The following is a 26,344-nucleotide window of genomic DNA, read 5'->3' as shown; positions in this document are numbered from 1 at the left end:
CATCGGGCAATCCCCAACCAGGGATCCAACAGGAGATTTTCGATGTACACTGCCCGCTTCTTCTCGACCCAGCTCGGCCGCGCGGCGCTGATCAGCATCGCAGCGATGATGGCGCTCAACGTCGCCGTCGCCACCCGCCCCGGTGCACTGGCGCTGTCCGCAGCCGCCCCGCAAGTCGTCGCCTCCAGCGCCGCGATCACGGGTGAGCTGGCCTGATGGGTGCCGATACGCCCTTCAGACCTGTCGGGCGCTCGCAATCCCGTTTCGAAATCGAGCTTGGCGCGCTACGCCAGCACGACAACGAGACTTCACGGCCGTTCACGCCTTTTACCTCCGGAGCCAACCTGATGGGCATCTTCTCCCGCACCCGCGATATCATCGCCGCCAACTTCAACGATCTGCTCGAAAAGGCCGATGACCCCGCCAAGATGATCCGCATGATCATCATGGAGATGGAGGAAACCCTCGTCGAAGTGCGCGCCTCCGCCGCCCGCACCATTGCCGATCAGAAGGAAATGGCCCGCCACGTGGCCAAGCTCGACCGGCTCCAGGCCGATTGGGCAGACAAGGCCCAGCTCGCCCTCTCCAAGGGCCGCGAAGACCTCGCCCGCGCCGCGCTGGTGGAGAAGAACAAGGCCGCCGATATGGGTGTGCAGCTCGCCAGCGAGATCCAGGTGCTCGACGATTCGATGCGTGCCTACGAGATCGACATCGAAAAGCTGCAGACCCGCCTGCGCGAAGCCCGCAGCCGCCAGACCGCGATTGCCGCGCGCCTCGAGAGCGCGGAAAACCGTGTCCGCCTGCGCACGCTGATGACCAGCGAACGCGTGGACGAGGCGCTCTCGCGCTTCGATCAGCTCGAACGCCGGGTCGATTATGCCGAAGGTCGCGCCGATGCCTTGAGCCTCGCCGATGGTGCCCAGCCGAACCTCGCGGACGAGATCGCCGCGCTCGCGGGCCAGGACAAGGTCGACGAAGAACTCGAAGCCATGAAGCGAGCGCTGAGCGCCGACAAGAAGGAGGGCTGAGCCATGGAGGACATCGTCGTTCCCATCGTTGCCATTTTGGGCATCTTCGTTGGTCTGCCCTGGGTCGTGCTGCACTACATCACCCGCTGGAAGACCGCTGCCACACTCACCTCGGGGGACGAGGCGCTGCTGGAGGAACTCTACCAGCTCGCCCGCCGCCTCGATGAACGCATGGATACTGTCGAACGCCTCGTCGCCGCCGACAATCCGGACTTCCGCCCCGGCCGGGTCCTGCCCGACCGCGAGAGCGACAACCAGAAACTGCGCGAGCTGGACCGCCTGCTTGCCGAACAGAGGGGGACTTCCAAATGAGCAACCTGCCCCAGCACACCCGCTTCTATCGTGACAAGGTCAATGGCAAGCTCATGGGCGTCTGCGCCGGGATTGCCGACTATACCGGGATCGACGTTCTGTGGGTCCGCCTCGGCTTCATCGTCCTCGGCTTTTCGATGGGCTGGCCGTTCCTGATCTACTTCGCGCTCGGCTTCCTGGCCGACAAGAAGCCGGCCCGGCTCTATGCCGACCGCGACGAGCAGAAGTTCTGGCAGGGCGTGCGCCAGTCGCCGTCCCGCACGGCACGCGAAGTGCGCAGCACCTTCCGCGATATCGACCGCCGCCTTGCCGAAGTCGAACAGTTCTACGTCTCGGGCAATCCGCGCCTTTCGGCTGAAATCGAAAAGCTGCGTTGATCGCCTTGAGTTTATCGCCTTCTGGGGGGAATACCAATGGATAACGGTACACTCGTACTGCTCGTTCCGATCCTCGCGCTGCTGATCCCGATCATCGCGATCTGGACCACGCACCAGCGCAAGATCGAGGAAATCCGCGCCCAGGCGCTATCGGAAACGAACGCCCAGGCCGCCGCCCGCGCCGCCACCCTCGAAGAACGCGTCCGCGTCCTCGAAGCCATCGTGACGGACAAGAGCTACGACGTCGCCAGCCAGATCGAAGCCCTTCGCACCACGGATCAGATCGGGAGCACCAGGCAATGAACGCCGCCGATGCCATAGCCTTTGCCGCGCTGATGATCGGCCTCGTCTCGGTGCTCGGCGTCCTCGCCGATGTCTACAAGCGCCGCCTCGCTTTCAAGGAGCGCAAGCTCGAACTTGCCGCGAAGGACAGCGCCGAACAGGCCGCCCACTTCGCCGCGCAGGCCCAGCGTCTCGAACAGCGCGTCCGCGTCCTTGAACGCATCGCCACCGACCGCGAAGGGCAGGATGCCGCCGCGCTGGCGGGCCAGATCGAAGACTTGCGCGCCGCCCCCGCAAATTGATCCGCTAACCCGAACCCATCACCTGAGGACTGATCCATGAGCTTCTGGAGCGCCATTGTCGCGATCGTCGCGATCCTCGCCTGGGCGAACATGCGCAGCGCCCGTTACCGCAGCGGACATCCGCTGGCGGGCCAGCCCGATGTTCTGCCCGCCAACCCCGCGCTCGAACGCGAAGTCATCGAACTGAGGAAGCGCGTCGAAGTCCTCGAACGCATCCTCACCGATGAACGGGGTACCCAGCGCCTCGCGCAGGATATCGAAGCCCTGCGCGAGCATTGATCCACCGGAAGGAACCGTCATGCCTTTCACGACTGCCTTCACAACTGCCGCCGTGCTCGCCGCCGCCGCCCTCATCGGCCTCGCGATCCTCGCCCGCACCGCGCTCATCGCCTGGAACGGCTGGCTCGATCTCAAGCGCGCCGAACTGGCCCGTCCTGCCGAAACCGGCACCGGGCCCCACGGCAATCTGGCGCTCGGCCTGATCGACCTCAGCGACATCAAGGAACGCCTGCGCAAACTGGAAGCCATCGCGGCAGGTGTCGATCTGTAATCACCGAAGAACCCCTCCGCCTTCGCTGCGCTCCGGCACCTCCCCATTTGTGCTGCGCAAAAATGGGGAGGGAAGGAAAAGCCTATGCTTTTGTCCTCCCCATTTTCACGAAGCGCAAATGGGGAGGTGGCCCGCCGCAGGCGGGTCCGAGGGGTTCTTTCTACCGGCTTGCCCCTCCCGCGCGATCCGCTATGTCCGGCGCGCATGAGCCACCTCGACGATATCCTCGAAGAATATGAATTCCTCGACGCGGACGAACGCTACCGCCTGCTGATCGATCTCGGCCGCAAGCTGGAAGCCATGCCCGAAGCCCTCAAAACCGACGCGACGCTCGTGCGCGGCTGCTCGGCCAGCGTCTGGGTCTACCCGGTGGCGCAGGCAGGCGATGCGCTGCACTTTCTGGCAGACAGCAACGCCGCGATCACCAAGGGCATCGTCGCGCTCGTGCTGGCCGCGGTGCAGGATCGGCCCGCCAAAGTGGTGGCCCAAACCGATATCGCCGCGCTGCTCGCGCCGTTCGATCTCAAGAACCAGCTCTCCAGCAACCGCACGCAAGGCGTCCCCAACATGATCGCGCTGGTGCGCGAACACGCCGCGCGGATCGCGGGATAAGATGAAACGCCGGCTCTGGACTGTCGCCGGCTTCCTCTTTGTGGGCATTGGCGCGATCGGTGCGGTCCTGCCGCTGCTGCCCACCGTGCCGTTCCTGCTGCTCGCGCTGTTCTGCTTCGCGCGCGGCAATCCGGTGTGGGAGGCGCGCCTGCTGGCGCACCCGCGTTATGGCCCGATGCTGCTCGATTGGCGCGAACGCCGCGCCATCCCCCGCCGCGCCAAATGGGCTGCGCTCATCGCCATGGCCATCAGCGTAGCGGTCGCCGGCCTCACCGCCGGTTGGCCCTGGGTGCTGATCCCGCTCGCGGTCATGGCCCTATCGGGCACCTGGATCTGGACTCGTAACGAATAGGCGCGAGGAAGATCTATTCCACCGCCTCGCGCACCACCGCGATCCCCGCGGCGCGCTGTGCCTTCAGTTCCTGCTTCAGCGTGGCCGGATCGCGCGCGATGATGAAGCCGAAGCTCACCCCGCCTTCCTTGCCGATCGTCGCATGGTGCAGCTTGTGCGCCTGCACCAGCCGCTTGGCATAGCCGCCGCGCGGCACGTATTTGAACCAGCGCTGGTGGACCAACCCATCGTGGATCAGCGTGTAGATCGCGCCATAGATCATGATCCCGATGCCGATCCACGTCGCCGGCCACCACGCGTGTTCGCCCGCGATCAGCGGGCTGCCCATCATGAACCCGCTGATCGACATCGCCGCGCCGACTACCGCGTAGAGATCGTTGCGCTCGAAAAAGCCGTCGTGCGGTTCGTGATGGTCACGGTGCCAGGCCCAGCCGAAGCCGTGCATCACATACTTGTGGCTGCTCCAGGCGACGAATTCCATCGCCCACACTGTCGCAAAAACAATCAGGAACTGAATCATGCCGCGCGCCATAGCCCATTCGCGCCGCCCATGCGAGCCTGCCGCACCATCGGGTCGTTTCCTGAACAGGTCATTCACAAAACGTTCAGGCGGCAAATGAATAAGTGAATCTGGCGATAGTAATTCAATCCGATCCGGACAATTAAACCGAATCAAAGTACGTTTGCCATAGAACGTAGTTAACAAAAGCTGAGAGTGGGGGTCCTAATGGCAGTCGAAGCAAGCGATGTGGCGGTTGATCTGGTTGTTGCGGTCGATCCGGTTCCGGCGGACGACGCGGTGCTTGCCATCGACCCCGTCGAATATCCCATCGACCCCGTCGAATATCCCATCGACCCCGTCGAATATCCCATCGACCTTGGGTCTATCGCCATTGCCGAGCCCCAGCCCGAGGTTCTGCCAATCGATGAAAGCACTTATGTGCCCGTCGATGCGCAGTCGTTCGGCGGCCCGGTCGATGCGGTTCCCGCAGACGACGGGGCAGTCATTTCCTATGCCGGCACGGACGGCGGTGCAGACGGCCAAGCTGGCCCCGTCGATGATGGCGGCATTTTCACGACCACGTTCATCGACGGTTCGCCGGTCGATGTGACCCCGGTCGATGTGACCCTGGTCGATGAGATCCCCACCGATGGCGGCAGCGATGAAGTGATAGACCGCCCGGTCGATCCCATGCCCAACTGGCGCACGTTTGGCGGTGAAGTCGGCAGCGCAGACGGCACGACCGACGGCGATACTGACAGCGTCCCCACCCTCGACCCAATTCTCGACAAGGACCCGGGCGTCGACGCTACCGGTGCGCCCTCCGACACTGGCACCGACGTTGGCGATGGCACCGAAACGCCGGACGACGTGATCTACACGCTCGATCCGAATGATCCGCTGATCTACGCCAACATGGCATCCGGCGAGACGCCCGGTCGTCCGGCCGATCCGCTGCCGTTCGAGCGTACCAATTCCACCCCGGCGGCAGACCTCACCGCACCCGATACCGCCAGCGACGTGGTCCACTACGCCGCCGCGGAACCCTTCCACACCGGCCTCGATCTTCTCTGATCGCAGCCGGCGGGGAGAAGGGGGCAGGGGGCACGCCGCCATCCTGCCCCCTGATCCAGTGGGGCCACTGTTGAAACCACCTGCCATTCCCGCTTGATATGCGCCCCGCGCGGGCTTAACCGGCACGGCATGACCGATATAGCCGCACCCCGCACGCTCTACGAAAAGATCTGGGCCGCCCACGTCGTCGAAGATCGCGACGATGGCACCAGCCTCGTCTACATCGACCGCCACCTCGTCCATGAAGTGACGAGCCCGCAGGCGTTCGAGGCGCTGCGCCTCACGGGCCGCAAGGTGCGCCGCCCCGATCTCACGCTCGCCGTGCCCGATCACAATCTGCCCACCACGGCTCGCCGCGATGCCAAGGGCGCGCGCGTGCCCATCGCGGACCGCGAAAGCGCGGCGCAACTCGAAGCGCTCGAAGCCAACGCGCCCGCCTTCGGCATCCGCTATATCGGCGATGCGGACGCGGAGCAGGGCATCGTCCACGTGGTCGGGCCGGAGCAGGGCTTCTCGCTCCCCGGCGCGACCATCGTCTGCGGCGATAGCCACACCGCCTGCCACGGCGGCCTCGGCGCGCTGGCCTTCGGCATCGGCACGAGCGAGGTCGAGCATGTGCTCGCCACGCAGACCCTGCTGCTCAAGCGGTCGAAGACGATGGAAGTGCGCATCGAAGGCCCGCTCCTGCCGGGCGTTTCGGCCAAGGATCTCGTGCTCCACATCACCGGCGTGCTCGGCGCGGCGGGCGGTACCGGCCATGTCATCGAATATACCGGCGAGGCGATCCGCGATCTCTCGATCGAAGGCCGCCTCACCGTCTCCAACATGGCGATCGAACACGGCGCCCGCGCCGGCCTCATCGCGCCGGACGACAAGACTTTCGCCTATCTCAAGGGTCGTCCCTACGCGCCGAAGGGCGAGGAATGGGACAAGGCCGTGGCTTGGTGGCGCAGCCTCGCCACTGATGCGGGCGCGAAGTACGACAAGACCGTCGTCATTAACGCCGCAGATATCGCCCCCAGCGTCACCTGGGGCACCAGCCCGGAAGACGTGCTGCCGATCACCGGCGTCGTCCCCGCGCCGGAAAGCTTCGCCGATGCCTCTAAGCAGGCTGCCGCGCGCGCCAGCCTCGATTACATGGGGCTCGAGCCGGGCCAGCCGCTGTCTTCGGTGGAAATCCAGAACGTGTTCATCGGCAGCTGCACCAACAGCCGCATCGAAGACTTGCGCGCCGCCGCCGCGATCCTCAAGGGCCGCACCAAGGCCGCGAACGTCAACTGGGCCATCGTCGTCCCCGGCTCGGGCCTCGTCAAGCGCCAGGCCGAGGAAGAGGGGCTGGACCAGGTGTTCCTCGCCGCCGGCTTCGAATGGCGCGAACCGGGCTGCTCGGCCTGCCTCGGCATGAACCCTGACAAAGTCCCGGCGGGCGAGCGCTGCGCGTCCACTTCGAACCGCAATTTCGTCGGCCGGCAAGGGCCGGGTGCGCGCACGCACCTCGTCTCGCCCGCGATGGCGGCGGCGGCGGCGGTGACCGGGCGGCTCACGGATGTGCGCGAACTCGTCTGATCGCGGGCTTGCCACGGCCTGCCGTGGGCGGGAAATCGTGCCGTTTGGGCCACTTGCCGGGTGTTTCATCGTCCTGCCGCAACACCCGCACGGCGCAACCTTGCCACGGCCCATCTGAACCGGGCTGTTCATGTGGCAGAAAGCCTGCTCCAGCAGGGATGAACGCGTTGCCGTTCATCTTCGCGCTGCATAAGCTTGCTGCGCAAGATCCGGCCCCGCCCGCGCCGTTCCCACGGCGTCATGAATTCGCTTCAAGGAGGAACCCGATGCGTACCTTTAACCCGGGCCAGACTGCTCTCGTTCTCGCCGCCGCGCTCGCTGCAGCGCTGCCTGCTGCCGGTTTCGCGCAGGAACTTCCGCCCGTTGATCAGGGGCAGGGCCAGCCGCAGCCTGCCGCCGCCGCCGATATCCGCACCACCGTCGCGCCGGGCATGGGCGATCCCGCCACGCAGCCCAAGGGCCCCGATATCAAGGGCGTGATCTCGCGCCGCAGCGCAGACCGCATGGAGATCACGGCCGACGATGGCACCAAGACCATCGTCAACGTCAACGATCTCACCCGGATCCGTTCCAGCAAGGGCCTGTTCGGCATGAGCCGCCAGCAGCTTGCGTCCAACGCGCTGCTCAATGGCTTGCCCGTCACAGTCCACACCCTGCAATCGGGCGATGCCCTGATGGCGGCTGATATCCAGTTCAAGGACAAGGATCTCAAGATCGCCAACATGATCCGCACCGGCACCAAGCAGGGCTTCGAAGAGCAAAGCGCCGCCACCGCCGAAGTCCGCGCGATGACTGAAGCCCTGCGCACCCGCTTTGGCGATATCGACGAATACAACATCAAGACCACCACCAACGTGAACTTCGCCTCGGGCAAGACCCTGCTCACGGAGCAGGGCAAGGCCGATCTCTGCGCTGTCGCCACGCAGGCGCAGGGCATCAAGAACGCGGTGATGCTGGTGGTCGGCTATGCCGATAACCGGGGCAACGAAGATCTCAACCAGCGCCTCAGCGATCAGCGCGCCACTCGCGTGGTCAATTATCTCCAGCAGTCCTGCGGCTGGAAGCCGTACCGCATGCTCACCCCCAGCGGCATGGCCACAGCCAATCCGCTGGCCGACAACTCCACCCCCGAAGGCCGCGCGCAGAACCGCCGCGTCTCGGTCAACGTGATGGTCAGCAAGGCTGTCGACGGGCTTTGATGCTTTGCCGCGCGAAGGGGCGCCCGCCGCAATCACTTGCGGATAGCCCCCTTCGCCCGCTTGCAATCATCCCTTCGCGGGGCCACTTCCGGGTTGCGGGCGGGTTTCAAGGAGCACAGGCGTGACCAAAAAGACCGACAAGGACAGCAGCAGTTGGACCGGCCCTGCCGCCATCGCCGGGGCCGCGATCGGCTCGGCGGCGCTCGCCGCAGCGCTGCTCTATTCCTCGCGCCGCAAGGAACGCGCTGAAAAGGCCAAGCCCAAGCCGCCGGTCGATCCCATCGAGACCGACTGACCGCGCGGGCAGTGCGCAAGCACGGCCTTGCGTATTGCCCGCCCCAACGGCTAAGGCGCGGTCCATGGAACCTGTCAGCATCATCGAAGGCCGCGCCATCCCGTTTGGCCGCAAGAACATCGACACCGATGTGATCATCCCTGCCGTCTGGCTGAAGACGATCAGCCGCGAGGGCCTCGGCAAGGGCGCGTTCGAGGCGCTGCGTCAGGATCCGGACAACATCTTCGATTCAGCCGAATTCAAGGGCTCGCCGATCCTCATCGCGGGTGACAATTTCGGCTGCGGCTCCAGCCGCGAACACGCGGCCTGGGCGCTGCTTGATCTCGGCATCAAGGCGGTCATTGCGCCCTCGTTCTCCGATATCTTCTCGGGCAATGCCTTCAAGAACGGCATCATCACCGTCGTCCTCCCGCAGGAAGCGATCGACCGCCTGATGGAAGTCGCGGCAACCGAGCCGGTCCACATCGATCTCGAAGCGCAGACCGTGACGACCCCGTTCCAGGACCGCTATACGTTCGAGATCGACCCGTTCCGCAAGCACTGCCTGCTCAATGGTCTCGATGAAGTCGGCCTCACGATGGCGCGCGGCGATGCCATCAGCGCCTACGAAGCGAAAGCCAGCGCCGAACGCCCCTTCCTCGTCCACCCGGCTTAACCACCCGCTTAAATAGGGCTTCCCAAGCCCGTCAAAACGTGGCTCAAAGGTGCCAAGCAAAGCACCGGAGAGATAAATGAAAGCCCTGCGCACCCACGCCGTTGGCGGCCCCGAAACCCTTACGCTCGACGATGTTGCAGAGCCGACCGCAGGCCCCGGCCAGGTCGTCGTCGCGGTCAAGGCCTGCGCGATCAACTTCCCCGATACGCTGATGATCCGCGACATGTACCAGTTCAAGCCGCAGCGCCCTTATGCACCGGGCGGTGAGTTCTCAGGGATCGTCGAAAGCGTGGGTGAGGGCGTCACCCAATGGAACGTGGGCGACCGCGTCATCGGCATGTGCGGCAATGGCGGGCTGGCCGAGAAGGTCGCGCTCGATGCGGGTCGCATGTTCCCGCTGCCCGATGGCGTGTCGTTCGAAACCGGCGCGTCCTTGCTGATGACCTACGGCACCACAATTCACGGCCTCAAGGATCGCGGCCATATCAAGGCGGGCGATACCATGCTCGTCCTCGGCGCGGCGGGCGGTGTTGGCATTTCGGCCATCGAACTCGGCAAGGCTTATGGCGCGCGCGTCGTGGCCGCCGTCTCGTCTGAAGAAAAAGCCGCCGCCGCGCGCGAGGCCGGAGCCGATGACGTCGTCATCTACGGCCGCCCCCCGTTCGACAAGGACCAGAGCAAGGCCCTCGCCGATGCGTTCAAGGCCGCCTGCGGCCCGAATGGCGCGGATATCGTCTATGATATCGTCGGTGGCGATTATTCCGAACCGGCGGTCCGCGCCATCGCGTGGGAAGGTCGCTTCCTCGTCGTCGGCTTCCCCGCCGGCATCGCCAAGCTCCCGCTCAACCTCACGCTGCTCAAATCCTGCGATGTCTGCGGCGTGTTCTGGGGTGCCTTCACTGCGCGCGATCCCGAAAAGAACGCAGCTCATGTCGCCGAATTGTTTGCGCTCCTCAAGGACGGCAAGATCAACCCACGCGTCTCGGCCCGCTTCCCCCTTGCACGCGGCGGCGAAGCCATCGCCATGCTGGCGGACCGCAAGGCGGTGGGCAAAGTCGTCGTCACGATGGACTGAACCTTGGTCCTCCCCATTTTCGTCGCAGACGCAAATGGGGAGGTGGCCCGCCAAAGGCGGGTCGGAGGGGCACTTCCTCCTACCGCACCTTGGCCCAGACCTGCGTCTTGCACAGCGGCCAGACCACGCAGCCCTTCACCGTCATCTCGCCCGCTGATTTCAGCGTAACGGTCGCCGCATACGTTCCGCCATCGTTGGGATTGTAGATCGAACCCTTCCAGCTCCCGCCCGCCGGCTTGAGCCCCCGGAAGATATACATCCCCAGCAAGGGCCGCCCGCGCAGCGCCGGGTTCTTGTTGTTGCGGTCAAACTTGTCGTCCGCGCTGCCGCCCGATCCCCCCACGATCTTGCCGCAAAGCCCGCCGTCGCACTGCGAAACCTCGATCAGCCCGCCGCGCTCGGGCGTGCGCCACTGGCCATAAGGGCTCGCCTGCTCCGCCGCGCCCGAAGCACTCGCCATCAGCAGCGCCCCGGCCAGCATCCCCTGTCGCACCATCACGCGTCCCCTTTGTCCTTTGGCCCATAGGCCGGCAGCCCCAGCTGCCAATGGATCGCCGCGCCTCTTAGCCCGAAACCTGCCAGCGCCGCTACGGACCAACCGGCCATATTGGGCAGGCCTGCCAGATGCCCGCCCGCGCAGATTGCCGAAGCCAGTGCGGCGGGCGTCACGTAAAGCTCGGGCCGCATGATGATCGAAGGGCGCGCGGCGATCACGTCGCGGATCACCCCGCCCACGCAGCCGGTGATTACCCCCATCATCGCCGCTGGCACCGGTGCCACGCCCAGCGCCAGCGCCTTGGCGGTGCCGAGCACGGCATAAGCGCCAAGCCCCGCTGCATCCGCCCATTCGATCACGCGCGTGCTCTCGCCCTGCCACCACCGCGCCGGGCTGAACCACACCAGCAGCGCGACGCCCAGGCACACCGGCGCGGTCCATGCATTGTGGACCCAGAACACCGGCGCACCGATCAGCAAGTCGCGCACCGTGCCGCCGCCCACGCCCGTCACCACCGCGAAAAACGCCATCGTCACGAAAGTCTGCCGCATCCGCGCCGCCAGCAACGCGCCGCTCAGCGCGGTTACCGCGATCCCTGCCGGATCGAGCGCGGCGATCAGGGCAAACACGTCTGCTGCGGGCACATGCGGCGCAGCGGGCAAGGCAAGGCTGTTCATCAGGCTTCTTAACACTCCACTTAGTACGAAAGTAACCACCTCGCGTCTAAGATGGAATCCGAAACGGTCCTTTCCTGCAGAAGGCACGCCTCGTCCGGTGAAGAACTTGCTCAAGAGCTGGAATGCCCCCCGGGCGCCGCATCCGCCGATCCTCGGCGATGATGAGGCGCAGCACCGGCTGGCCGTGTTCGAGGATATCGAACGCGGGCATTCCGGCTGGTTCTGGGCCACCGATGCCTCCGGCCACCTGACTTATATCTCGCCCGCCGCCTGCGAACGCTTCGGGGTTCCGGCAGAGGCGCTGCTCGGCCAGCTGTTCACCAGCCTGTTCGAAACCGATCCGGAAAACCCCGGCGAATGCTCGGGCCGCCCCTTGCAGTTCCAGCTCGGTGCCCACGCGCGGCTCAGCGATGTCACCGTCCGTCTGATGCCCGCGCGCTGCGGCCCCGGCGCGCGGCCCGCGTGGTGGGCGCTTTCGGGCCAGCCCAAGCTCGATGTGGCAAAGCCCGGGTCGGATGGCGCCTTCCACGGCTACCGGGGCAGCGCGCGTGATATCACCACCGAATACCAGCGCCGGATCGAGGATTCGCGCCTTGCCGAATTCGATTCGCTCACCGGCCTCGCCAATCGCCACCGCATCACCCGCCGCGTCGATCAGGTGCTCGCCGCGTTCAAGGGCACCATGCGCCCGGCCACGCTGATGATGCTCGATCTCGACCGGTTCAAGCAGGTCAACGATACCCTCGGTCACCCCGCAGGCGATGAACTCCTCCGCCAGGTCGCCCAGCGCCTGACCCGCGTGGTCGGCGCCAGCGGTGAAATCGGGCGGCTGGGCGGCGACGAATTCCAGATCCTGCTCGCCGATCAGGAAGATCGCGGTAAGCTGGGCGAACTGGCCGACAAGATCATCGGGGTCGTTTCGCAGCCCTATTCCATCGACGATAACCACGTCGTCATCGGCGTCTCGGTCGGCATGGCCATTGCCCCCTTCGATGGCACCGAGCGCGAAGAGATCGTTCGCGCCGCCGATCTCGCGCTCTATGCCGCCAAGCACGGCGGACGCGGCCAGTTCCGCTTCTATTCGTCAGATTTGAGGGACGAGAAGGAAGAGCGCCGCCTGCTCGAAGAGGCGCTGCGCGATGCCATTGCCTCGGTCGATGGCGCCGATGACAGCTGGGACGAACCCCAGCTCGCGATGGTCTACCAGCCCGTCGTGCGCACCGAAGACCACGCCGTCGTCGGGTTCGAGGCGCTAATGCGCTGGGAGCATCCGCAGCGCGGTGCCATCCCGCCCTCGGTGTTCATCCCGGTCGCCGAAGATACCGGCATGATCCTCCACCTCGGCGCATGGGGCCTGCGCCAGGCCGCGCGCGATGCCGCCGCGTGGCCGCACCTCTTGCGTATCGCGGTCAATGTCTCGGCGGTGCAGTTCGCCCACCCCGATTTTCCCGGCGTGGTCGCCGATGTGCTCGCGGATACCGGCCTCGATCCGGACCGGCTTGAACTCGAACTCACCGAATCGGTGTTTATGGGCGATGGCGAGGCCACCGATGCCGCGTTCAAGGCGCTCAAGCTGCTCGGCGTGCGCCTCGCGCTCGATGATTTCGGCACGGGCTATTCCTCGCTCAGCTATCTGCGCGCGGCCCCGTTTGACAAGCTCAAGGTCGATCGCAGCTTTGTCGAAAGCTGCACGCTCAGCGATCAGAACAGCGCCAAGATCATCGCCGCAATCATCGGCCTTGCCGATGCGCTCGGCATGGAAACCACGGTCGAAGGCGTCGAGGCATTCGATCAGCGCGATGTCGTCTGCGCCAAGGGTGCGCGGCTCATTCAGGGCTTTCTCTATTCGCTCCCGCTCCGCCAGGCCGTGGTGCTCGAACGCATGGCAGGCGGGCAGCTCATCATCCCGCCCGAAGGCCCGCAGCGCCACCGCCCCGAACGCCGCTCGGTCTATCGCCGCATCGGGGTGATCCACGAAGACCACCGCTACGAGGCACTGCTGCGCAATCTTTCCGCCACCGGCGCGCGGATCGAAGGGTTGGGCGGCGTCCCCGTCGGCACCAGCCTCGTGCTCGATCTCGGCGCGGGCCAGCTCGCCGTCGTCACCGTCAGCCGCTCGGAAGACGCCATCATCGGCGCGGAGTTCGAAACCCCGCTCGTCAGCGACGGCGCCGGCGGCCTCGTCACGCGCTACCGCGCCAGCCCCTCCGCGCTCGCCGCTGCCGCCCGCATGGCGAGCAAGAGCGCCCCGCAATTCCTCGAAGTCGAAATCCGCAAACGCGCCTAGTTCCTCCCCATTTTCACGAAGTGCAAATGGGGAGGTGGCAGCCCGCAGGGCTGACGGAGGGGTAATTACCCCTCAGATATGGATCGGCTTGCCACCAATCCCCATGGCCGCTTCCTTCAGCGCTTCGGCATGGGTGGGATGCGCGTGGCTCGTATAAGCAATGTCTTCCGCCGTCGCGCCGAATTCCAGCGCCAGCGCGGCTTCCGCGATCATCGACCCGGCAACCGAGGCAATGCACCAAACCCCCAGCACGCGCTCGGTCTTCGCATCCGCGATCACCTTCACGAAGCCGTCCGGCTCATGGTTGGTCTTGGCGCGGCTGTTGGCCAGCATCGGGAACTTGGAGACCTTGATCTCGCCCTTTTCGCGCGCGGCTTCCTCGGTCAGGCCCACGCCCGCAAACTCGGGGAAGGTATAGACCACGCCGGGGATCACGTTGTGGTTCACGATGCCCGTCTGCCCGGCGATGAACTCCGCCACCGCGACGCCCTCGTCCTCGGCCTTGTGCGCCAGCATCGGCCCCGGAATCACATCGCCGATCGCCCAGACGCCCGGCACCGCGGTGCGGAAATCATGCCCCGTCTCGATCTGCCCGCGCTTGTTCACTTCCAGCCCGATCTTCTCCAGACCCAGCCCGTCCACATTCGGCCGCCGCCCGATGGCGACCAGCACACAGTCCGCGCTCAGCGTTTCCGCCGCGCCGCCTGCCGAAGGCTCCACTGTCAGCGTCGCGGTCTTGCCCTTCACGGCAACGCCGGTCACCTTGGTGGAAAGCTTGATCTCCATGCCCTGCTTCTTGAAGATCTTCGCGGCTTCCTTGCGAATGTCGCCGTCCATGCCGGGCAGCAACTGGTCGAGGAATTCCACCACCGTCACCTTCGCGCCGAGCCGCCGCCAGACCGAGCCCAGCTCCAGCCCGATCACGCCGCCGCCGATCACCACGAGATGCTCCGGCACCCGGTCCAACGCCAGCGCGCCGGTGGAATCCACCACCACGCCCGCGTCGTTGTCCACTGCCACGCCCGGCAGCGGCGTCACGCTCGAACCGGTTGCGATCACCACATCGCGCGCGGTCACGCTCGTGCCCGCCACGGAAACCGTGTGCGCATCCTCGAACGCGGCATAGCCCTTGAGCCAGGTCACCTTGTTCTTCTTGAACAGGAACTCGATCCCGCCGGTCAGCTGCTTCACCGAATCCAGCTTCTGCTGCTGCATCGCCGCCAGATCGAGCGTCACCGGCCCGGTCTTGATCCCGTACTTGGCAAACGTCCCGTCCACGGCCTCGGCAAACTTCTCCGAGCCGTGCAGCAGCGCCTTGGAAGGAATGCACCCGACATTCAGGCACGTGCCGCCCAACGTCTCGCGCCCATCGGCGCAAGCTACCTTCAGCCCCAGCTGCGCCGCCCGGATCGCCGCGACATAGCCGCCAGGACCGGCACCGATGATGAGGACGTCGTAGTCGTATTCAGCCATGTTCAAAACTCCTGCGCCCCGCCGAAGCAAGGCTTGGCCGATCACATATCGATCAGCAGGCGGGTCGGATCCTCGATCGCTTCCTTGATCGTCTTCAGCGCCGTCACCGCCTCGCGGCCGTCGATGATGCGGTGATCATAGGAAAGCGCGATATACATCATCGGCCGCACCACGATCTCACCGCCCCGCACAACCGGCCGGTCCTCGATGCGGTGCAGGCCGAGCACGGCAGACTGCGGCGGGTTGATGATCGGCGTGGACATCAGCCCGCCGAACACGCCGCCGTTCGAGATCGTGAACGTGCCGCCTGCCATGTCGGCCATGGTCAGCGTGCCGTCGCGCGCCTTCTTGCCGTAGTCGGCGATGGCCTTTTCGATCCCGGCAAAGCTCATCTTGTCGACATCGCGCACCACCGGCACGACCAGACCGTTGGGCGCCGAAACCGCGACCGAAATATCGACGTAGTCGAAGTAGACGATCTCATCGCCCTGCATCTGCGCGTTGACCGAGGGGATATCCTTCAGCGCCAGCACCGATGCCTTCGCAAAGAAGCTCATCAGGCCCAGCTTCACGCCGTGCTTCTTCTCGAACACGTCCTTGTACTTCGCGCGCGCTTCCATCACCGCGCTCATGTCCACGTCGTTGAACGTGGTCAGCATCGCGGCGGTTTCCTGCGCCTGCTTCAGCCGCTTGGCGATGGTCTGGCGCAGGCGGGTCATCTTGACCCGCTCCTCGCGCCGCTCGCCCGCAACGGTCACGACCGGAGCAGCAACCGGGGCAGGGGCCGGAGCCGAAACCACCGGAGCCGGCGCCGCCTGCTTCGAAGCCGCCGCCGCCAGCACGTCTTCCTTGGTCAGGCGTCCGTCCTTGCCGGTCCCGCGCACCGTGGCCGGGTCGATCCCATGCTCCAGCACCGCGCGGCGCACCGCAGGCGAAAGCGCCGCCGCATCGTCCGCCGCCCCAGAAACCGAAGTAGCTGCCGGGGCAGCAGCAGCAGGAGCCGCCGCCGCCGGAGCCGCAGCCGCCACACCGCTCGTCTCGATCAGGCCCAGCAGCGCGCCCACCGCCACGGTATCACCCTCGGCGGCGACATGCGCGCCCATGATCCCCGCGACGGGCGAGGGCACTTCCACCGCGACCTTGTCGGTCTCGAGGCTCGCAATCGGTTCATCCACCGCCACGGCCTCGCCGGGCTGCTTCAGCCACTGGCCCACCGTCGCTTCGCTGACGCTTTCGCCCAGCACCGGAACTTTCACTTCGATAGACATGGTATTGTCTTCCTGAGAAAAAATGTGGCCGTCAGGCCTTCTTCTTGGTCCGGCGCAGTTCGCCGCGCACCGATAGCGAAAGCGCATTGCTCACCAGCGCAGCCTGTTCAGCCGCATGGCGCTTGGCAAGGCCCGTGGCGGGCGAAGCCGCCGCGCTGCGCCCGGCATAGCGCGCCCGCTTCACCTTGCTCGAAGCCGCCTTCAAGGCATCCTCGATCAGCGGCTCCACAAAGAACCATGCCCCGTTGTTCTTCGGCTCTTCCTGGCACCAGACGACCTCTTCGAGGTTCGCCATGCGCGAAAGGCGCAGCGCCAGCGGCTCGCCCGGGAAGGGATAGAGCTGCTCCAGCCGGATGATCTGCGTATCGGTGATCCCCGCCGCATCGCGCGCCTCGATCAGATCGTAGGCCACCTTGCCGCTGCACAGCACCACGCGCCTGGTTTCCGCGTCCGACGCCGGACTGAGGTCGGAGAGGATGCGCATGAAGTGCCCCTCACCAACGAAGTCCGAAGCCTTCGATTTCGCCAGCGGATGGCGCAGCAGGCTCTTGGGGGTCATGATGATCAGCGGCTTGCGGAAGGGCCGCTGCATCTGCCGGCGCAGCACGTGGAAGTAGTTGGCCGGGCTGGTGATGTTGCACACCTGGATATTGTCCTCGGCGCAGAGCTGGAGATAGCGCTCCAGCCTTGCCGAGGAATGCTCCGGCCCTTGTCCCTCATAGCCATGCGGCAGCAGCATCACGAGGCCGTTGGCGCGCAGCCACTTGGCTTCGGAGGCCGCGATATACTGGTCGATCACGATCTGCGCGCCGTTGGCAAAATCGCCGAACTGCGCTTCCCACAGCACCAAGGTCTTGGGGTCGGCGCTGGCATAGCCATATTCGAAGCCCAGCACGCCGTATTCGCTCAGCGGGCTGTCATGCACTTCGAACTTGCCGTGGGGCAGGGTGGTCAGCGGCACGAACTTGCGCTCGCTCGTCTGATCGACCCACACCGCATGGCGCTGGCTGAACGTGCCGCGCCCCGAATCCTGCCCGGAAAGCCGCACGTTGAAGCCTTCGGTCAAGAGGCTGCCAAACGCCAGTGCCTCGCCGGTCGCCCAGTCGAAGCCTTCGCCTTCGGCAAACATCGCCTTCTTGGCCTCGATCACGCGGCCCAGCGTCTTGTGGATCGTCAGGTCCTCGGGCACTGTCGTCAGCGTCCGGCCCAGCGCGTCGAACCGCTTCTGGTCGATGCCGGTCGCCACGTTGCGCCGCGCGGTTTCCGGGTCCGCCGGCTTGTTCAGCCCGCTCCAGCGCCCGCCAAACCAGTCGGCATGGTTCGCCTTGTAGCCCTTGGCTGCCTCGAACTCGGCCTCCAACGTGGCGACGAAGCGGTCCTCGGTTCCGCCCTTCCAGTCCTTGTCGATCACGCCCTGATCGATCAGGCGGCGCGCATAGACTTCGGAAACTGCCGGATGCTGCTTGATCCGCGCATACATCAGCGGCTGGGTGAAGCTGGGCTCGTCGCCTTCGTTGTGGCCGAAGCGGCGATAGCACCACATGTCGACCACCACGTCGCGGCCGAACTTCTGCCGGTAGTCGATCGCCAGCTTGCACGCGAACGTCACCGCTTCGGGATCATCGCCATTCACGTGGATGATCGGCGCCTGCACGCCCTTCGCCACGTCAGACGGATAAGGCGAACCGCGCGAGAACTGCGGACTGGTGGTGAAGCCGATCTGGTTGTTGATGATGAAGTGCAGGCAACCGCCGGTGTTGTAGCCCTTCACGCCGGAGAAGCCGAGGCACTCCCACACGATGCCTTGCCCGGCAAAGGCGGCATCGCCGTGGATCAGGATCGGCAGCACCTGCTTGTGCTTGCCCGGCCCGATATCCTCGCGGAACACCTGCTGCGCGCGCGCCTTGCCCAGCACCACCGGGTCCACCGTTTCCAGATGGCTCGGGTTGGGCTGCAGGCTCATGTGAACCTTGATCCCGTCGAACTCGCGGTCCGTGCTGGTGCCAAGGTGATACTTCACGTCGCCCGAACCGCCGACATCCTCGGGGTTCGCGCTGCCGCCGGAAAACTCGTGGAAGATCACGCGGTAGGGCTTGGCCAGCACGTTCGCCAGCACGTTCAAACGGCCGCGGTGCGCCATGCCGTAGATGATCTCGCGCACGCCGAGCTGGCCGCCATACTTGATGACCGCTTCGAGTGCCGGAATCATCGATTCGCCGCCATCCAGCCCGAACCGCTTGGTGCCGACATACTTCTTGCCGAGGAACTTCTCGTACTGCTCGCCGCGCACGACGGCTGCGAGGATCGCCTTCTTGCCGTTGGGGGTGAAGTCGATGGACTTGTCGCCGCCCTCGATGCGGTCCTGCAGGAACTTGCGCTCCTCCACGTCGGCGATGTGCATGTATTCGAGGCCGACCTTGCCGCAGTAGTTGCGCTGTAGCACGGCCACGATCTCGCGCGGGGTGGCCCACTGCATGCCCAGCACGCCGCCGACAAACACCTTCTTGTCGAGGTCGGGGCCAACAAAGCCATGATATTCGGGAGTAATGTCTGCGGGCAGCTCCTGCCGCGCCAGGCCCAGCGGATCGAGGTCCGCCGCCAGATGCCCGCGCACGCGGTAGGTGCGCACCAGCATCATCGCGCGGATCGAGGCGCCCGCCGCCGCTTCCAGCGCGGCTTCATCCATCGGCGCGCCAGCGGCCTTCGCCGCCTTGGCGATTTCCTGCTTGAGCGCCATCGGATCGAGCGCGCGGGTCAGGTCGTCGCCCGCGCCCGGATCAGTTACCGGCCAGCGCGCCGAAGCCCATGAAGGCCCTGCCTGCGGACCCTCCTGCAAGGGATCCACTTCAAACGCGCGCTCTTCATAACCCATATGTCACTCCTCTTGCCCCGGGGAGGGTGGGGCTTCGGACCGCTTGCTTTCCCAAGGGCGGAATGCGCCGCCCAAACCGCTAACCACGCTAACCCGCATCATTGGCCCGCAGGGCTGGTCGTCTTAACCATATCTCTGCAAAGGGAGCGCAAGCCTGCGCCCGCGTAAAGCCACTTAGATTAACGGGGCGCGAACCTCATGTGGCCGCGCCCCGCCAGTAATGTCAGGCCAGCGAGGGATCGATGCCCTTGCACGCCACCAGCAGTTCCTTCACCGCGTCGACCGAGACCTGCAGGCCGGCCTTGTCGGCGTCGTCCAGCGCGATCTCGACGATCTTTTCCACGCCGCCCGCACCGATCATCACCGGCACGCCCACGTAGAGCCCGTCAACGCCGTACTGGCCATCGACATAGGCCGCGCAGGGCAGGATGCGCTTCTGATCGCGCAGATAGGCCTCGGCCATCGCGATGCCCGAAGTGGCAGGCGCGTAGAACGCCGAACCGGTCTTGAGTAGCGCAACGATCTCGCCGCCGCCGCTGCGCGTGCGCTGCACGATCGCGTCGATGCGCTCCTGCGTCGAAAGGCCCATCTTGACGAGGTCGGGCACGGGGATGCCGTTCACGGTCGAATAGCGCGTCACCGGCACCATCGTATCGCCGTGGCCGCCCAGCACGAACGTGTTCACGTCCTTCACCGAAACCTGGAACTCATCAGCGATGAAGTGGCTGAAGCGCGCCGAATCGAGCACGCCCGCCATGCCGACGACCATGTGATGCGGCAGGCCCGAAAATTCGCGCAGCGCCCACACCATCGCGTCGAGCGGGTTGGTGATGCAGATCACGAAAGCGTTCGGTGCGTTGGCCTTGATGCCTTCGCCCACGGCCTTCATCACCTTGAGGTTGATGCCGAGGAGGTCATCGCGGCTCATGCCCGGCTTGCGCGCCACGCCTGCGGTCACGATGATCACATCGGCCCCGGCAATATCGGCATAGTCGTTGGAGCCGGTGATCTTTGCGTCAAAACCCTCAACCGGGCCGCACTGCGAAAGATCCAGCGCCTTGCCCTGCGGCACGCCTTCGACGACGTCGAACAGCACGATGTCGCCCAGTTCCTTCTGCGCGGCGAGGTGAGCCAGCGTACCACCGATGTTGCCAGCGCCGATCAGGGCGATTTTCTTGCGAGCCATGGCGTTCTCGATCCTTTCCCGGATATGCGGGACATATGGCCTTAAAAGACCGCAGAAAAGGATCCCCCGCGTCCCGCATGACGGTGAGGATCCCAGACGGATGCCCATCGCCTAAGCCCGCCTTCGGGTGATTGCAAGGCGCAAAAACCCGCATAGTCCGGGTTTTTTCGATAACAGTTCGCAATAGCAATAAGTCGCGCGAAGGCCTCAGCCCTGCAATCGGCTCCGCGCTGCAAACGCACGCTGGGCGGCTTTGGCCATCGGCCCGTCAAGCGCCCCGCACACCGCGATCCACCACGCCGCGCCCGCGCTGTCGCCGCCTGCCTGCGCAATCTCCGCCGCTTCGCACGCCCGCTGCGCTGCGGACAGGCCATGCGCGGCAAACAGCCGCAGCGCTGCTTCGAGCAGTGCTTCGTCCGTGCTGTCATGATCGTTCGCGCCGCTGCTCCGGCCGGGCAGCGCCGCGCCGTTGTCGTTCGCTGCGCCGGGCAGGCGCAAGGCGCGCTGGCGGATCTTGCCCCAGTTGAGGCAGGGCGAGATGATCCCATAGCGAGGGGCAAAGTGCAGCATGGGTGGCTCTCCACGATTGGCGCGATGGAAAGCATATAGCAGCCCCGGATGAACAGCCCGTTCGTCCACAGGGTAAAGACCTCACTAACTTTGCTTAGAGGCTAATAACTATATGAAAAACAGAAATTAATTCGCTGCGTTACCGCGCTCCGACGGGTGCCTTGAGGCAAAATAAGCCCGATTCGGACTGAAAATCAGCCCCCCGGCTGGGCAATCCACTTACCGGCATTCTCGTAAGCCGGATTCACCGCAGACCCACCGGGCAGCTGCCCGGCGCGGTAGAGCGCATCGCCGCCGCGCGCTTCCACGGCAGGCGCAAACTTCGGGCCGCTCGCGCGCGGTTCCGCGTTGCTCACGCCATAGCTAGGCAGCGGGGTCTGCCCGAACGAAGCGGCATTGCGCGCTCCTGCCAGGGGAGCCGCCTGCGCCGTTTTCAGCGCCTCGATCCGCCCGGCTTCGAACGCCTTTTCCAGCGTTATCGGATCGGCCACGTCCGCCGCCGCCGGGGTCCATGTGCGCGGATGGGGCGCTGCCACCGGCTCGCCGCCTGCATAGACCGCGTTGAACGCCGTCGGCCGCCCCGCCGCGCCCTGCCAGCGATAGAACCGGTGCGCGCCGATGGTGCCGATGAAGTTCAGGCTGTCCGCCCAGTAGGGGTGCACGGCAGAGGTATGATAATGCGTCGCCAGCCCCACCGGCGCATAGACGGCCCCGGCCAGCGCATCCGCCGCCACGCGCCGCGCCCGCTCCCAGAACACCGCCATCGGCTTTCTTGCCAGCGATCCATCGCAGGCAAAGCTGAACTGGCACGAAGGCCGCTCCGATCCTTGATAGACCACGCCGCACACTGTGTTCGGCCAGGCCGGGTGCGCCACGCGGTTCAGCACCACTTGCGCCACCGCGCGCTGCCCCGCATCGGGCTCGCTCGCCGCTTCGTAATAGATCGCCGCCGTCAGGCACTGCAGCGCGCGCCCCTGATCAAGGCTGTTCCCCCGCGCGAACATCGGTCGCGCCGCCGGGCCTGTCCCCGTGATCGGAGCTGCATCGTCGCCATGGATCTGCGCCAGCTGCGCATCCCACGCGGATTTCGCGGCATCGGGCGCGATCATCCCGGTATCGTCGCTCGCCAGATAATAGAACGCCGAACCCGGAAAGCTGTCGCCCGCCCGCTCGAACGGCTGCAACCCGTCGCGCGCCTGCGCCGCTGGCACGCCCGGCATCACCCAGCCCGGTCCCGCCAGCCACAGCGCAAAGCCCAGCAGTCCTACCCCCAGCATTGCCGCGAGGTGCCTGTATCGCCCGGCGCGTTCCGGTGACGGGGCGGGGGAGGGCATTTGGGAAACAGGCGGAGTTGCCTCAGCCTTGCGCACCGCAGGCCCTTGCACCGCCCCGCCCGGCGTGACCACAGCCCCCACCGCCCGCCGAGGCGAGAGCGCCTCGGGCGGCAGCTTCACAGGCCGGTAGTCAATGATCAGCGGCATAGGACAGGCGTTACTCGCAGGGATCGGCATTCCGGCACTAGGGCACCGCCAAGCGCGCCGCACCTCGCCATTTAACCGCGTCCCGCTTAGGCACACCCTCCTGCCATCGGGTTAACACCGGCCTCGCGCGCGGCAGGCCTAACCTTACTGGCCCTAACCTTGCTGGACCAGCACCGCGCCCCATGTCTGCTGCCCGGCAATCCCGTCCGCATGAAGCCCGGCCGCCTTCTGGGCCTTCAGCACGGCGGCCTTGGTCTCCGGCCCGAAATCGCCGTCCGCCGGCAGGCCCAGCGCGGCCTGCAGCCGCCGCACCGCCGCGCCCCGGTCGCCCATGCGCAGCACTGGCTGCGGGTTGTCGGTGCGCGCGCCGCCGTGGCGGTGCAGCGTATAGGCGGCGGCAAGGCGGGTGTCATAATGGTTCCGCGCATAATCCGCCCCGTTGTAGCCGCGCGCAAACGCAGGCCAATCGCGGCGGATCAGTTCGTCATCCAGCCCCGCCGCCGCGATGAAGCGCACAAAGGCATCGAGCTGCGCCCCCGCGCCGGAAACCATCGCCTGCACGAACGCCTCGACATCGGCAAACCCCGCAGCCTCGTGGTTGAAGCCCATGATCTGGAATGCGCCCCAGCTGGCGGATTTCAGCGCGGCGGCGCGGTCGCAAGCGATGGCGCGGGCCAGCCGGTCATATTCCGCCGCGCCTCCAAGGTAACCGCCCGGCGCGTGTTGCGAAATCGCGGGGAAGGCGGCATCGAAGCGCCCCCCGGTCTGGCGGCGGAACACGTGGCGTTCAAACAGGATCTTCGGGCGGCCATCGGCCAGAAAGCCGCCCCGGCTCTCCACATCGCAAACCGCGCGCACCGCAGCCACGGCGCAGCCGATGGCGGCGGCGGCGCGGGCGAAATCCGCATCCTGCAGCGGGGCGGGGTTGCCGGTAAACTCGCGCATGGCCTGTCCTCCTTGATGAGAACATAATAGGAACTAACGCAAATGTATCCAACATGCCCCCATTTCGGAGGCGAAGTGCCTGCGCGCACAGCAAAGCGAGATAATCCCGGTCATTCACCTCGCATGTCGAGAGAATACAAGACCTCCAGGGCGCAACGGGTGTATGGCATCCACATGGACGCGATCGAGCCTCACACAGAAGCCCACCGCAGGCCCCCGGCAGACAGCTTGTTTTGCCGGGGCGATGGCCCCCATGCCGCGCGCCCCGCCATGGCAGCGGGCGAACAGGAACATTTCGCCGAATATTTCGCGCGCGATTTCGCCGCTGCCCTCAGCGAAGCGCGCCGCGAACAAGCCTGAAGGATAGGCCCTAAACCGAAAGCGCGCGCGCGCCTGCCGGGCCGATCCACTGCCCGCGCACGCCCCACACATGTTCGATCACTTCCTCGCAAAGCGCCTGCGCGGGCGGGCCATCGGCGGCAATGCGCCCGCCGTGCAGAACGATCACGCGGTCCGCATGGTTCATCGCATAGGCCAGGCTGTGCACCACCAGCAGCACGCCCGCGCCCTTATCGGCAATCTGGCGCAAATGCCCCAGCAGCGCGGCGGCATGCGCAAGGTCAAGGCTGGCGAGCGGTTCGTCGGCCAGCACCCAGCGCGGATGTCCTGCCAGCACGCGCGCCAGCAGCACCCGCGCGCGCTCCCCGCCTGAAAGGGTGTGAATGCCGCGCGTCGCCAGATGCGCCAGATCCAACGCGGCCAGCGCCGCCGCCACGGATGCATCGTCCTCGGCTCGCCCCGTCTGGTGGGGCAAGCGGCCCAGCCGCACGAGCGCCTCGGCGGTCAGGTTCCACACCGGGCTGGCGTGCTGCGGCAAGTATCCGATCACTTGCGCCCGCCTGCGCGGCGTCAGCGCGGCCAGCGGCTGGCCGTCCAGCGTGACCGGACCCGGCTCCAGCCCCGCCAGCGCGCGCAGCAGCGTCGTCTTGCCCGCGCCGTTCGGCCCGCAGATCGCGGTCAGCTGGCCGGGCACCAGCGCGGTGGTGATCTCCACCAGGCGGCCCGGCACCGTCAGATTGTCCGCTGCCAGCACGGGGCTTTGCGCGCTCATGCCAGTTCGCTCCGCAGCTGCAGCAACAACCTCAGGAAAAACGGCGCGCCCAGCAGGCTCAGCGCAATGCCGATGCGCAGTTCGCCCCCCGCCAGCGGCAGCAGGCGGCACAGGCAATCGGCGATCAGCAGCAGCAACGCCCCGCCCAGCGCGCTCGGCAGGATCAGGCTGGAGGGCCGCTGATCGGTCGCCCCGCGCAGCAGGTGCGGCACCACCAGACCCACAAACCCGATGATCCCCGCCGCTGCCACCCCGGCTCCCACCACAAGCCCGGTGGCCAGCACCATCAGCCGCAGCAGCCGCTCCGGCTCCACCCCCAGCGAACGCGCGGTTTCCTCGCCCAGCGTCAGCGCATCGAGCGCAGGCCCCGCGCGCAGCAGCAGCACAAGCCCCAGCGCCGTAGGCGGCGCGGCCAGCGCCACATCATGCCACGAACGGCTTTCAAGGCTGCCCATCAGCCACGTGACGATCTCGCTCAGCGCAAACGGATTGGGCGCAAGGCTGATCACAAGGCTCGTGAGCGCGCCCGAAAGGCTCGCCAGCATCAGCCCCGCCAGCGCAAACAGCGTCGTCCCGTTCGGCCCGGATGCGCCGCCCGCAATCAGGCCCAGCGCCGCCATCGCCGCCGCTGCTCCCGCCAGCGCGGCCACGGGCAGCAGCGCGCCAAGCCCCAGCGCGAGCGCCAGCACCGCGCCCAGCGCCGCCGTCGGCGCCACGCCAAACAGGCCCGGATCGGCCAGCGGATTGCGCAGATAGCCCTGCATCGCCGCCCCGCTCGCGCCCAGCCCGGCCCCGATCACCAGCGCCAGCACCGCGCGCGGCGCGCGCAGTTCGGCGATGATCGTGATTCCATGGGCCGCGCGGGGCGCAAACGGGTCCAGCCACACTTGCCCCGCCAGCAGACTCAGCGGCACCGCCAGCACCAGCGCCGCAAGGAGGAGGGCGACCGTGCGCGTCACGTCAGGCTCCGCCGCACCGCCGCCAGCCGCCGCGCCGCCGGAATGATCGTCGGCCCGGCGCAATACAGCAGCCGCGGATCAAGCGGCGCGCGCGCCGTCCCCGCCAGATGGCTGAGGGCAGGGTGGTGCAGCGCGCGGTCCGAACCCGCCACCAGGATCACGCGCGGCGGATCGTCCAGCACACGCTCCAGCGGCAACTGGTCCGCCTGTCCCAGCCCCCGCGCGGCCGCGAAATTGGCAAACCCGGTGCGCCGCAGCAACTCGGCGATCAGCGTGCCATCGCCGGGCACGATCCCGCCCGGCTCCCATACTAGCGCCGAAATCGGCGGCGCATCTTCCGCCGGAGCCGCCGCCGCCAGCGCGCTATCAATCCGCGCGATCAGCGCCTCGCCGCGCGCCGGGTTCCCGGCCAGCCGCGCCAGCTGGCGGATCTGCGCCCGGCTCTCCGCTACGGTGCTGGCAATGCCCAGCGTCTCCAGCCGCAGCCCCAGCCGCTCATACGCCGCCGCCGTCGCCGGAGGCACAAACGTGCCATCGATCACCAGATCGGGCCGCAACGTCATCACTTCCTCCAGCGTCCCGCGCGTGGTGCGATACTGCCGCGCCTTGGCAGGATCCATCGAACCACTGCGCGGATCGGCGCTATAGTGCGATAGCGCGAGGATCTGCCCCGGCTCCGTCACCTCGGCCAGTATCGCATCCGCGCAAGGGTTCAGGCTCACGATAGTGGGGAGGCGCGGGCTCCGGTCACGCAGCGCCGCCTGCTGCCCGCAAGCCGCCAGCAGCCCCAGCGCCAGCAACTCCAGCGCCATCAGGCAAAGGCCTCCCCGCCACCGCA

At 66.4% G+C, this 26,344-nt stretch carries 30 protein-coding genes; 17 read left to right on the top strand and 13 right to left on the bottom strand.

Annotation, left to right across the window (positions count from 1 at the left end):
- The first annotated feature begins 42 nt into the window (after window positions 1-42).
- From CFE35_RS07650 to CFE35_RS07605, 10 genes are all read left to right on the top strand, one after another.
- Window positions 43-216 (top strand): hypothetical protein, encoded by a 174-nt coding sequence (locus CFE35_RS07650; protein WP_292929630.1) that lies wholly within the window; start codon window positions 43-45, stop codon window positions 214-216.
- Window positions 216-1,028 (top strand): phage shock protein PspA, encoded by an 813-nt coding sequence (pspA, locus tag CFE35_RS07645; RefSeq protein ID WP_292929628.1) that lies wholly within the window; start codon window positions 216-218, stop codon window positions 1,026-1,028. The genes CFE35_RS07650 and pspA overlap by 1 nt, the downstream gene beginning before the upstream one ends.
- Window positions 1,029-1,031: 3 nt before the next feature.
- Window positions 1,032-1,340: an envelope stress response membrane protein PspB gene (pspB, locus tag CFE35_RS07640; RefSeq protein WP_292929626.1), complete on the top strand. Its 309-nt coding sequence runs from the start codon at window positions 1,032-1,034 to the stop codon at window positions 1,338-1,340.
- Window positions 1,337-1,717 carry an envelope stress response membrane protein PspC gene (pspC, locus tag CFE35_RS07635; RefSeq protein ID WP_292929624.1) on the top strand — a complete coding sequence of 127 codons (381 nt, stop codon included), beginning with the start codon at window positions 1,337-1,339 and terminating at the stop codon, window positions 1,715-1,717. Before pspB ends, pspC begins: the two co-directional genes overlap by 4 nt.
- A gap of 36 nt (window positions 1,718-1,753) precedes the next feature.
- Window positions 1,754-2,020, top strand: coding sequence for a hypothetical protein (locus CFE35_RS07630; RefSeq protein ID WP_292929622.1), 267 nt, complete (start codon window positions 1,754-1,756; stop codon window positions 2,018-2,020).
- Entirely contained in the window at window positions 2,017-2,301 is a 285-nt protein-coding gene (locus CFE35_RS07625; RefSeq protein WP_292929620.1) for a hypothetical protein, read from the top strand. The genes CFE35_RS07630 and CFE35_RS07625 overlap by 4 nt, the downstream gene beginning before the upstream one ends.
- Before the next feature lie 36 nt (window positions 2,302-2,337).
- Complete coding sequence (locus CFE35_RS07620) at window positions 2,338-2,580, top strand: hypothetical protein (protein ID WP_292929618.1); 243 nt, start codon at window positions 2,338-2,340, stop codon at window positions 2,578-2,580.
- Window positions 2,581-2,599: 19 nt separating this feature from the next.
- Complete coding sequence (locus CFE35_RS07615) at window positions 2,600-2,851, top strand: hypothetical protein (protein WP_292929616.1); 252 nt, start codon at window positions 2,600-2,602, stop codon at window positions 2,849-2,851.
- Window positions 2,852-3,055: 204 nt separating this feature from the next.
- Window positions 3,056-3,463, top strand: coding sequence for a SufE family protein (locus tag CFE35_RS07610; protein ID WP_292929614.1), 408 nt, complete (start codon window positions 3,056-3,058; stop codon window positions 3,461-3,463).
- A gap of 1 nt (window position 3,464) precedes the next feature.
- Window positions 3,465-3,815, top strand: a complete 351-nt coding sequence (locus CFE35_RS07605; RefSeq protein ID WP_292929612.1) for a YbaN family protein — start codon at window positions 3,465-3,467, stop codon at window positions 3,813-3,815.
- 13 nt (window positions 3,816-3,828) lie between these two features.
- Here CFE35_RS07605 and CFE35_RS07600 read toward each other — a convergent pair whose 3' ends face one another.
- Window positions 3,829-4,335 carry a sterol desaturase family protein gene (locus tag CFE35_RS07600; RefSeq protein ID WP_292929610.1) on the bottom strand — a complete coding sequence of 169 codons (507 nt, stop codon included), beginning with the start codon at window positions 4,333-4,335 and terminating at the stop codon, window positions 3,829-3,831.
- Between the two features lie 207 nt (window positions 4,336-4,542).
- On the opposite strand from CFE35_RS07600, the gene CFE35_RS07595 reads away from it, so the two are divergent.
- The 6 genes from CFE35_RS07595 to CFE35_RS07570 all read left to right on the top strand — a co-directional run bounded on the left by CFE35_RS07595 (window position 4,543) and on the right by CFE35_RS07570 (window position 10,181).
- Window positions 4,543-5,391 carry a hypothetical protein gene (locus CFE35_RS07595; RefSeq protein WP_292929608.1) on the top strand — a complete coding sequence of 283 codons (849 nt, stop codon included), beginning with the start codon at window positions 4,543-4,545 and terminating at the stop codon, window positions 5,389-5,391.
- A gap of 138 nt (window positions 5,392-5,529) precedes the next feature.
- Entirely contained in the window at window positions 5,530-6,957 is a 1,428-nt protein-coding gene (gene leuC, locus CFE35_RS07590; protein ID WP_292929898.1) for a 3-isopropylmalate dehydratase large subunit, read from the top strand.
- A gap of 266 nt (window positions 6,958-7,223) precedes the next feature.
- Window positions 7,224-8,156: an OmpA family protein gene (locus CFE35_RS07585; protein ID WP_292929606.1), complete on the top strand. Its 933-nt coding sequence runs from the start codon at window positions 7,224-7,226 to the stop codon at window positions 8,154-8,156.
- Window positions 8,157-8,277: 121 nt separating this feature from the next.
- Window positions 8,278-8,451: a hypothetical protein gene (locus CFE35_RS07580; protein ID WP_292929604.1), complete on the top strand. Its 174-nt coding sequence runs from the start codon at window positions 8,278-8,280 to the stop codon at window positions 8,449-8,451.
- Between the two features lie 64 nt (window positions 8,452-8,515).
- Window positions 8,516-9,106, top strand: coding sequence for a 3-isopropylmalate dehydratase small subunit (gene leuD, locus CFE35_RS07575; RefSeq protein WP_292929602.1), 591 nt, complete (start codon window positions 8,516-8,518; stop codon window positions 9,104-9,106).
- A gap of 76 nt (window positions 9,107-9,182) precedes the next feature.
- Window positions 9,183-10,181, top strand: a complete 999-nt coding sequence (locus CFE35_RS07570) for an NADPH:quinone oxidoreductase family protein (protein WP_292929600.1) — start codon at window positions 9,183-9,185, stop codon at window positions 10,179-10,181.
- Between the two features lie 79 nt (window positions 10,182-10,260).
- Here the strand turns inward: CFE35_RS07570 and CFE35_RS07565 are convergent, their stop codons facing one another.
- Both CFE35_RS07565 and CFE35_RS07560 read right to left on the bottom strand, forming a co-directional pair.
- Complete coding sequence (locus CFE35_RS07565; RefSeq protein WP_292929598.1) at window positions 10,261-10,677, bottom strand: DUF2147 domain-containing protein; 417 nt, start codon at window positions 10,675-10,677, stop codon at window positions 10,261-10,263.
- Entirely contained in the window at window positions 10,677-11,354 is a 678-nt protein-coding gene (locus tag CFE35_RS07560; RefSeq protein ID WP_292929596.1) for a TRIC cation channel family protein, read from the bottom strand. Before CFE35_RS07560 ends, CFE35_RS07565 begins: the two co-directional genes overlap by 1 nt.
- A gap of 97 nt (window positions 11,355-11,451) precedes the next feature.
- On the opposite strand from CFE35_RS07560, the gene CFE35_RS07555 reads away from it, so the two are divergent.
- Window positions 11,452-13,641 carry an EAL domain-containing protein gene (locus CFE35_RS07555; RefSeq protein WP_292929594.1) on the top strand — a complete coding sequence of 730 codons (2,190 nt, stop codon included), beginning with the start codon at window positions 11,452-11,454 and terminating at the stop codon, window positions 13,639-13,641.
- Window positions 13,642-13,713: 72 nt separating this feature from the next.
- On the opposite strand, the gene lpdA is transcribed toward CFE35_RS07555, so the two are convergent.
- The 10 genes from lpdA to CFE35_RS07505 form a co-directional block, all read right to left on the bottom strand.
- A complete protein-coding gene (lpdA, locus tag CFE35_RS07550) occupies window positions 13,714-15,114 on the bottom strand; it encodes a dihydrolipoyl dehydrogenase (RefSeq protein ID WP_292929592.1) in 1,401 nt (466 codons plus the stop codon).
- 41 nt (window positions 15,115-15,155) lie between these two features.
- On the bottom strand, window positions 15,156-16,382 hold the full coding sequence (gene odhB / locus CFE35_RS07545) for a 2-oxoglutarate dehydrogenase complex dihydrolipoyllysine-residue succinyltransferase (RefSeq protein WP_292929590.1): 1,227 nt from the start codon (window positions 16,380-16,382) through the stop codon (window positions 15,156-15,158).
- A 31-nt stretch (window positions 16,383-16,413) separates the two neighbouring features.
- Window positions 16,414-19,254, bottom strand: coding sequence for a 2-oxoglutarate dehydrogenase E1 component (locus CFE35_RS07540; RefSeq protein ID WP_292929588.1), 2,841 nt, complete (start codon window positions 19,252-19,254; stop codon window positions 16,414-16,416).
- A 223-nt stretch (window positions 19,255-19,477) separates the two neighbouring features.
- Window positions 19,478-20,440, bottom strand: a complete 963-nt coding sequence (mdh, locus tag CFE35_RS07535; RefSeq protein WP_292929586.1) for a malate dehydrogenase — start codon at window positions 20,438-20,440, stop codon at window positions 19,478-19,480.
- Window positions 20,441-20,647: 207 nt separating this feature from the next.
- The gene (locus CFE35_RS07530) at window positions 20,648-21,010 is read right to left on the bottom strand and encodes a hypothetical protein (protein WP_292929584.1); all 363 of its coding nucleotides are present in this window, start codon (window positions 21,008-21,010) and stop codon (window positions 20,648-20,650) included.
- 194 nt (window positions 21,011-21,204) lie between these two features.
- Window positions 21,205-22,287: a cell wall hydrolase gene (locus CFE35_RS07525; RefSeq protein WP_292929583.1), complete on the bottom strand. Its 1,083-nt coding sequence runs from the start codon at window positions 22,285-22,287 to the stop codon at window positions 21,205-21,207.
- Window positions 22,288-22,644: 357 nt separating this feature from the next.
- Entirely contained in the window at window positions 22,645-23,436 is a 792-nt protein-coding gene (locus CFE35_RS07520; RefSeq protein ID WP_292929581.1) for an N-acetylmuramidase domain-containing protein, read from the bottom strand.
- A 370-nt stretch (window positions 23,437-23,806) separates the two neighbouring features.
- The gene (locus CFE35_RS07515; RefSeq protein ID WP_292929579.1) at window positions 23,807-24,547 is read right to left on the bottom strand and encodes an ABC transporter ATP-binding protein; all 741 of its coding nucleotides are present in this window, start codon (window positions 24,545-24,547) and stop codon (window positions 23,807-23,809) included.
- Window positions 24,544-25,506 carry an iron ABC transporter permease gene (locus CFE35_RS07510; RefSeq protein ID WP_292929896.1) on the bottom strand — a complete coding sequence of 321 codons (963 nt, stop codon included), beginning with the start codon at window positions 25,504-25,506 and terminating at the stop codon, window positions 24,544-24,546. Before CFE35_RS07510 ends, CFE35_RS07515 begins: the two co-directional genes overlap by 4 nt.
- Window positions 25,503-26,318 carry an ABC transporter substrate-binding protein gene (locus tag CFE35_RS07505; RefSeq protein ID WP_292929577.1) on the bottom strand — a complete coding sequence of 272 codons (816 nt, stop codon included), beginning with the start codon at window positions 26,316-26,318 and terminating at the stop codon, window positions 25,503-25,505. Before CFE35_RS07505 ends, CFE35_RS07510 begins: the two co-directional genes overlap by 4 nt.
- Between the last annotated feature and the right edge of the window lie 26 nt (window positions 26,319-26,344).

It is taken from the genome of Novosphingobium sp. PASSN1 (assembly GCF_002278815.1).
The sequence above is the reverse complement of the archived record's forward strand: the minus strand, read 5'-3'. Positions and strand labels throughout refer to the sequence as shown.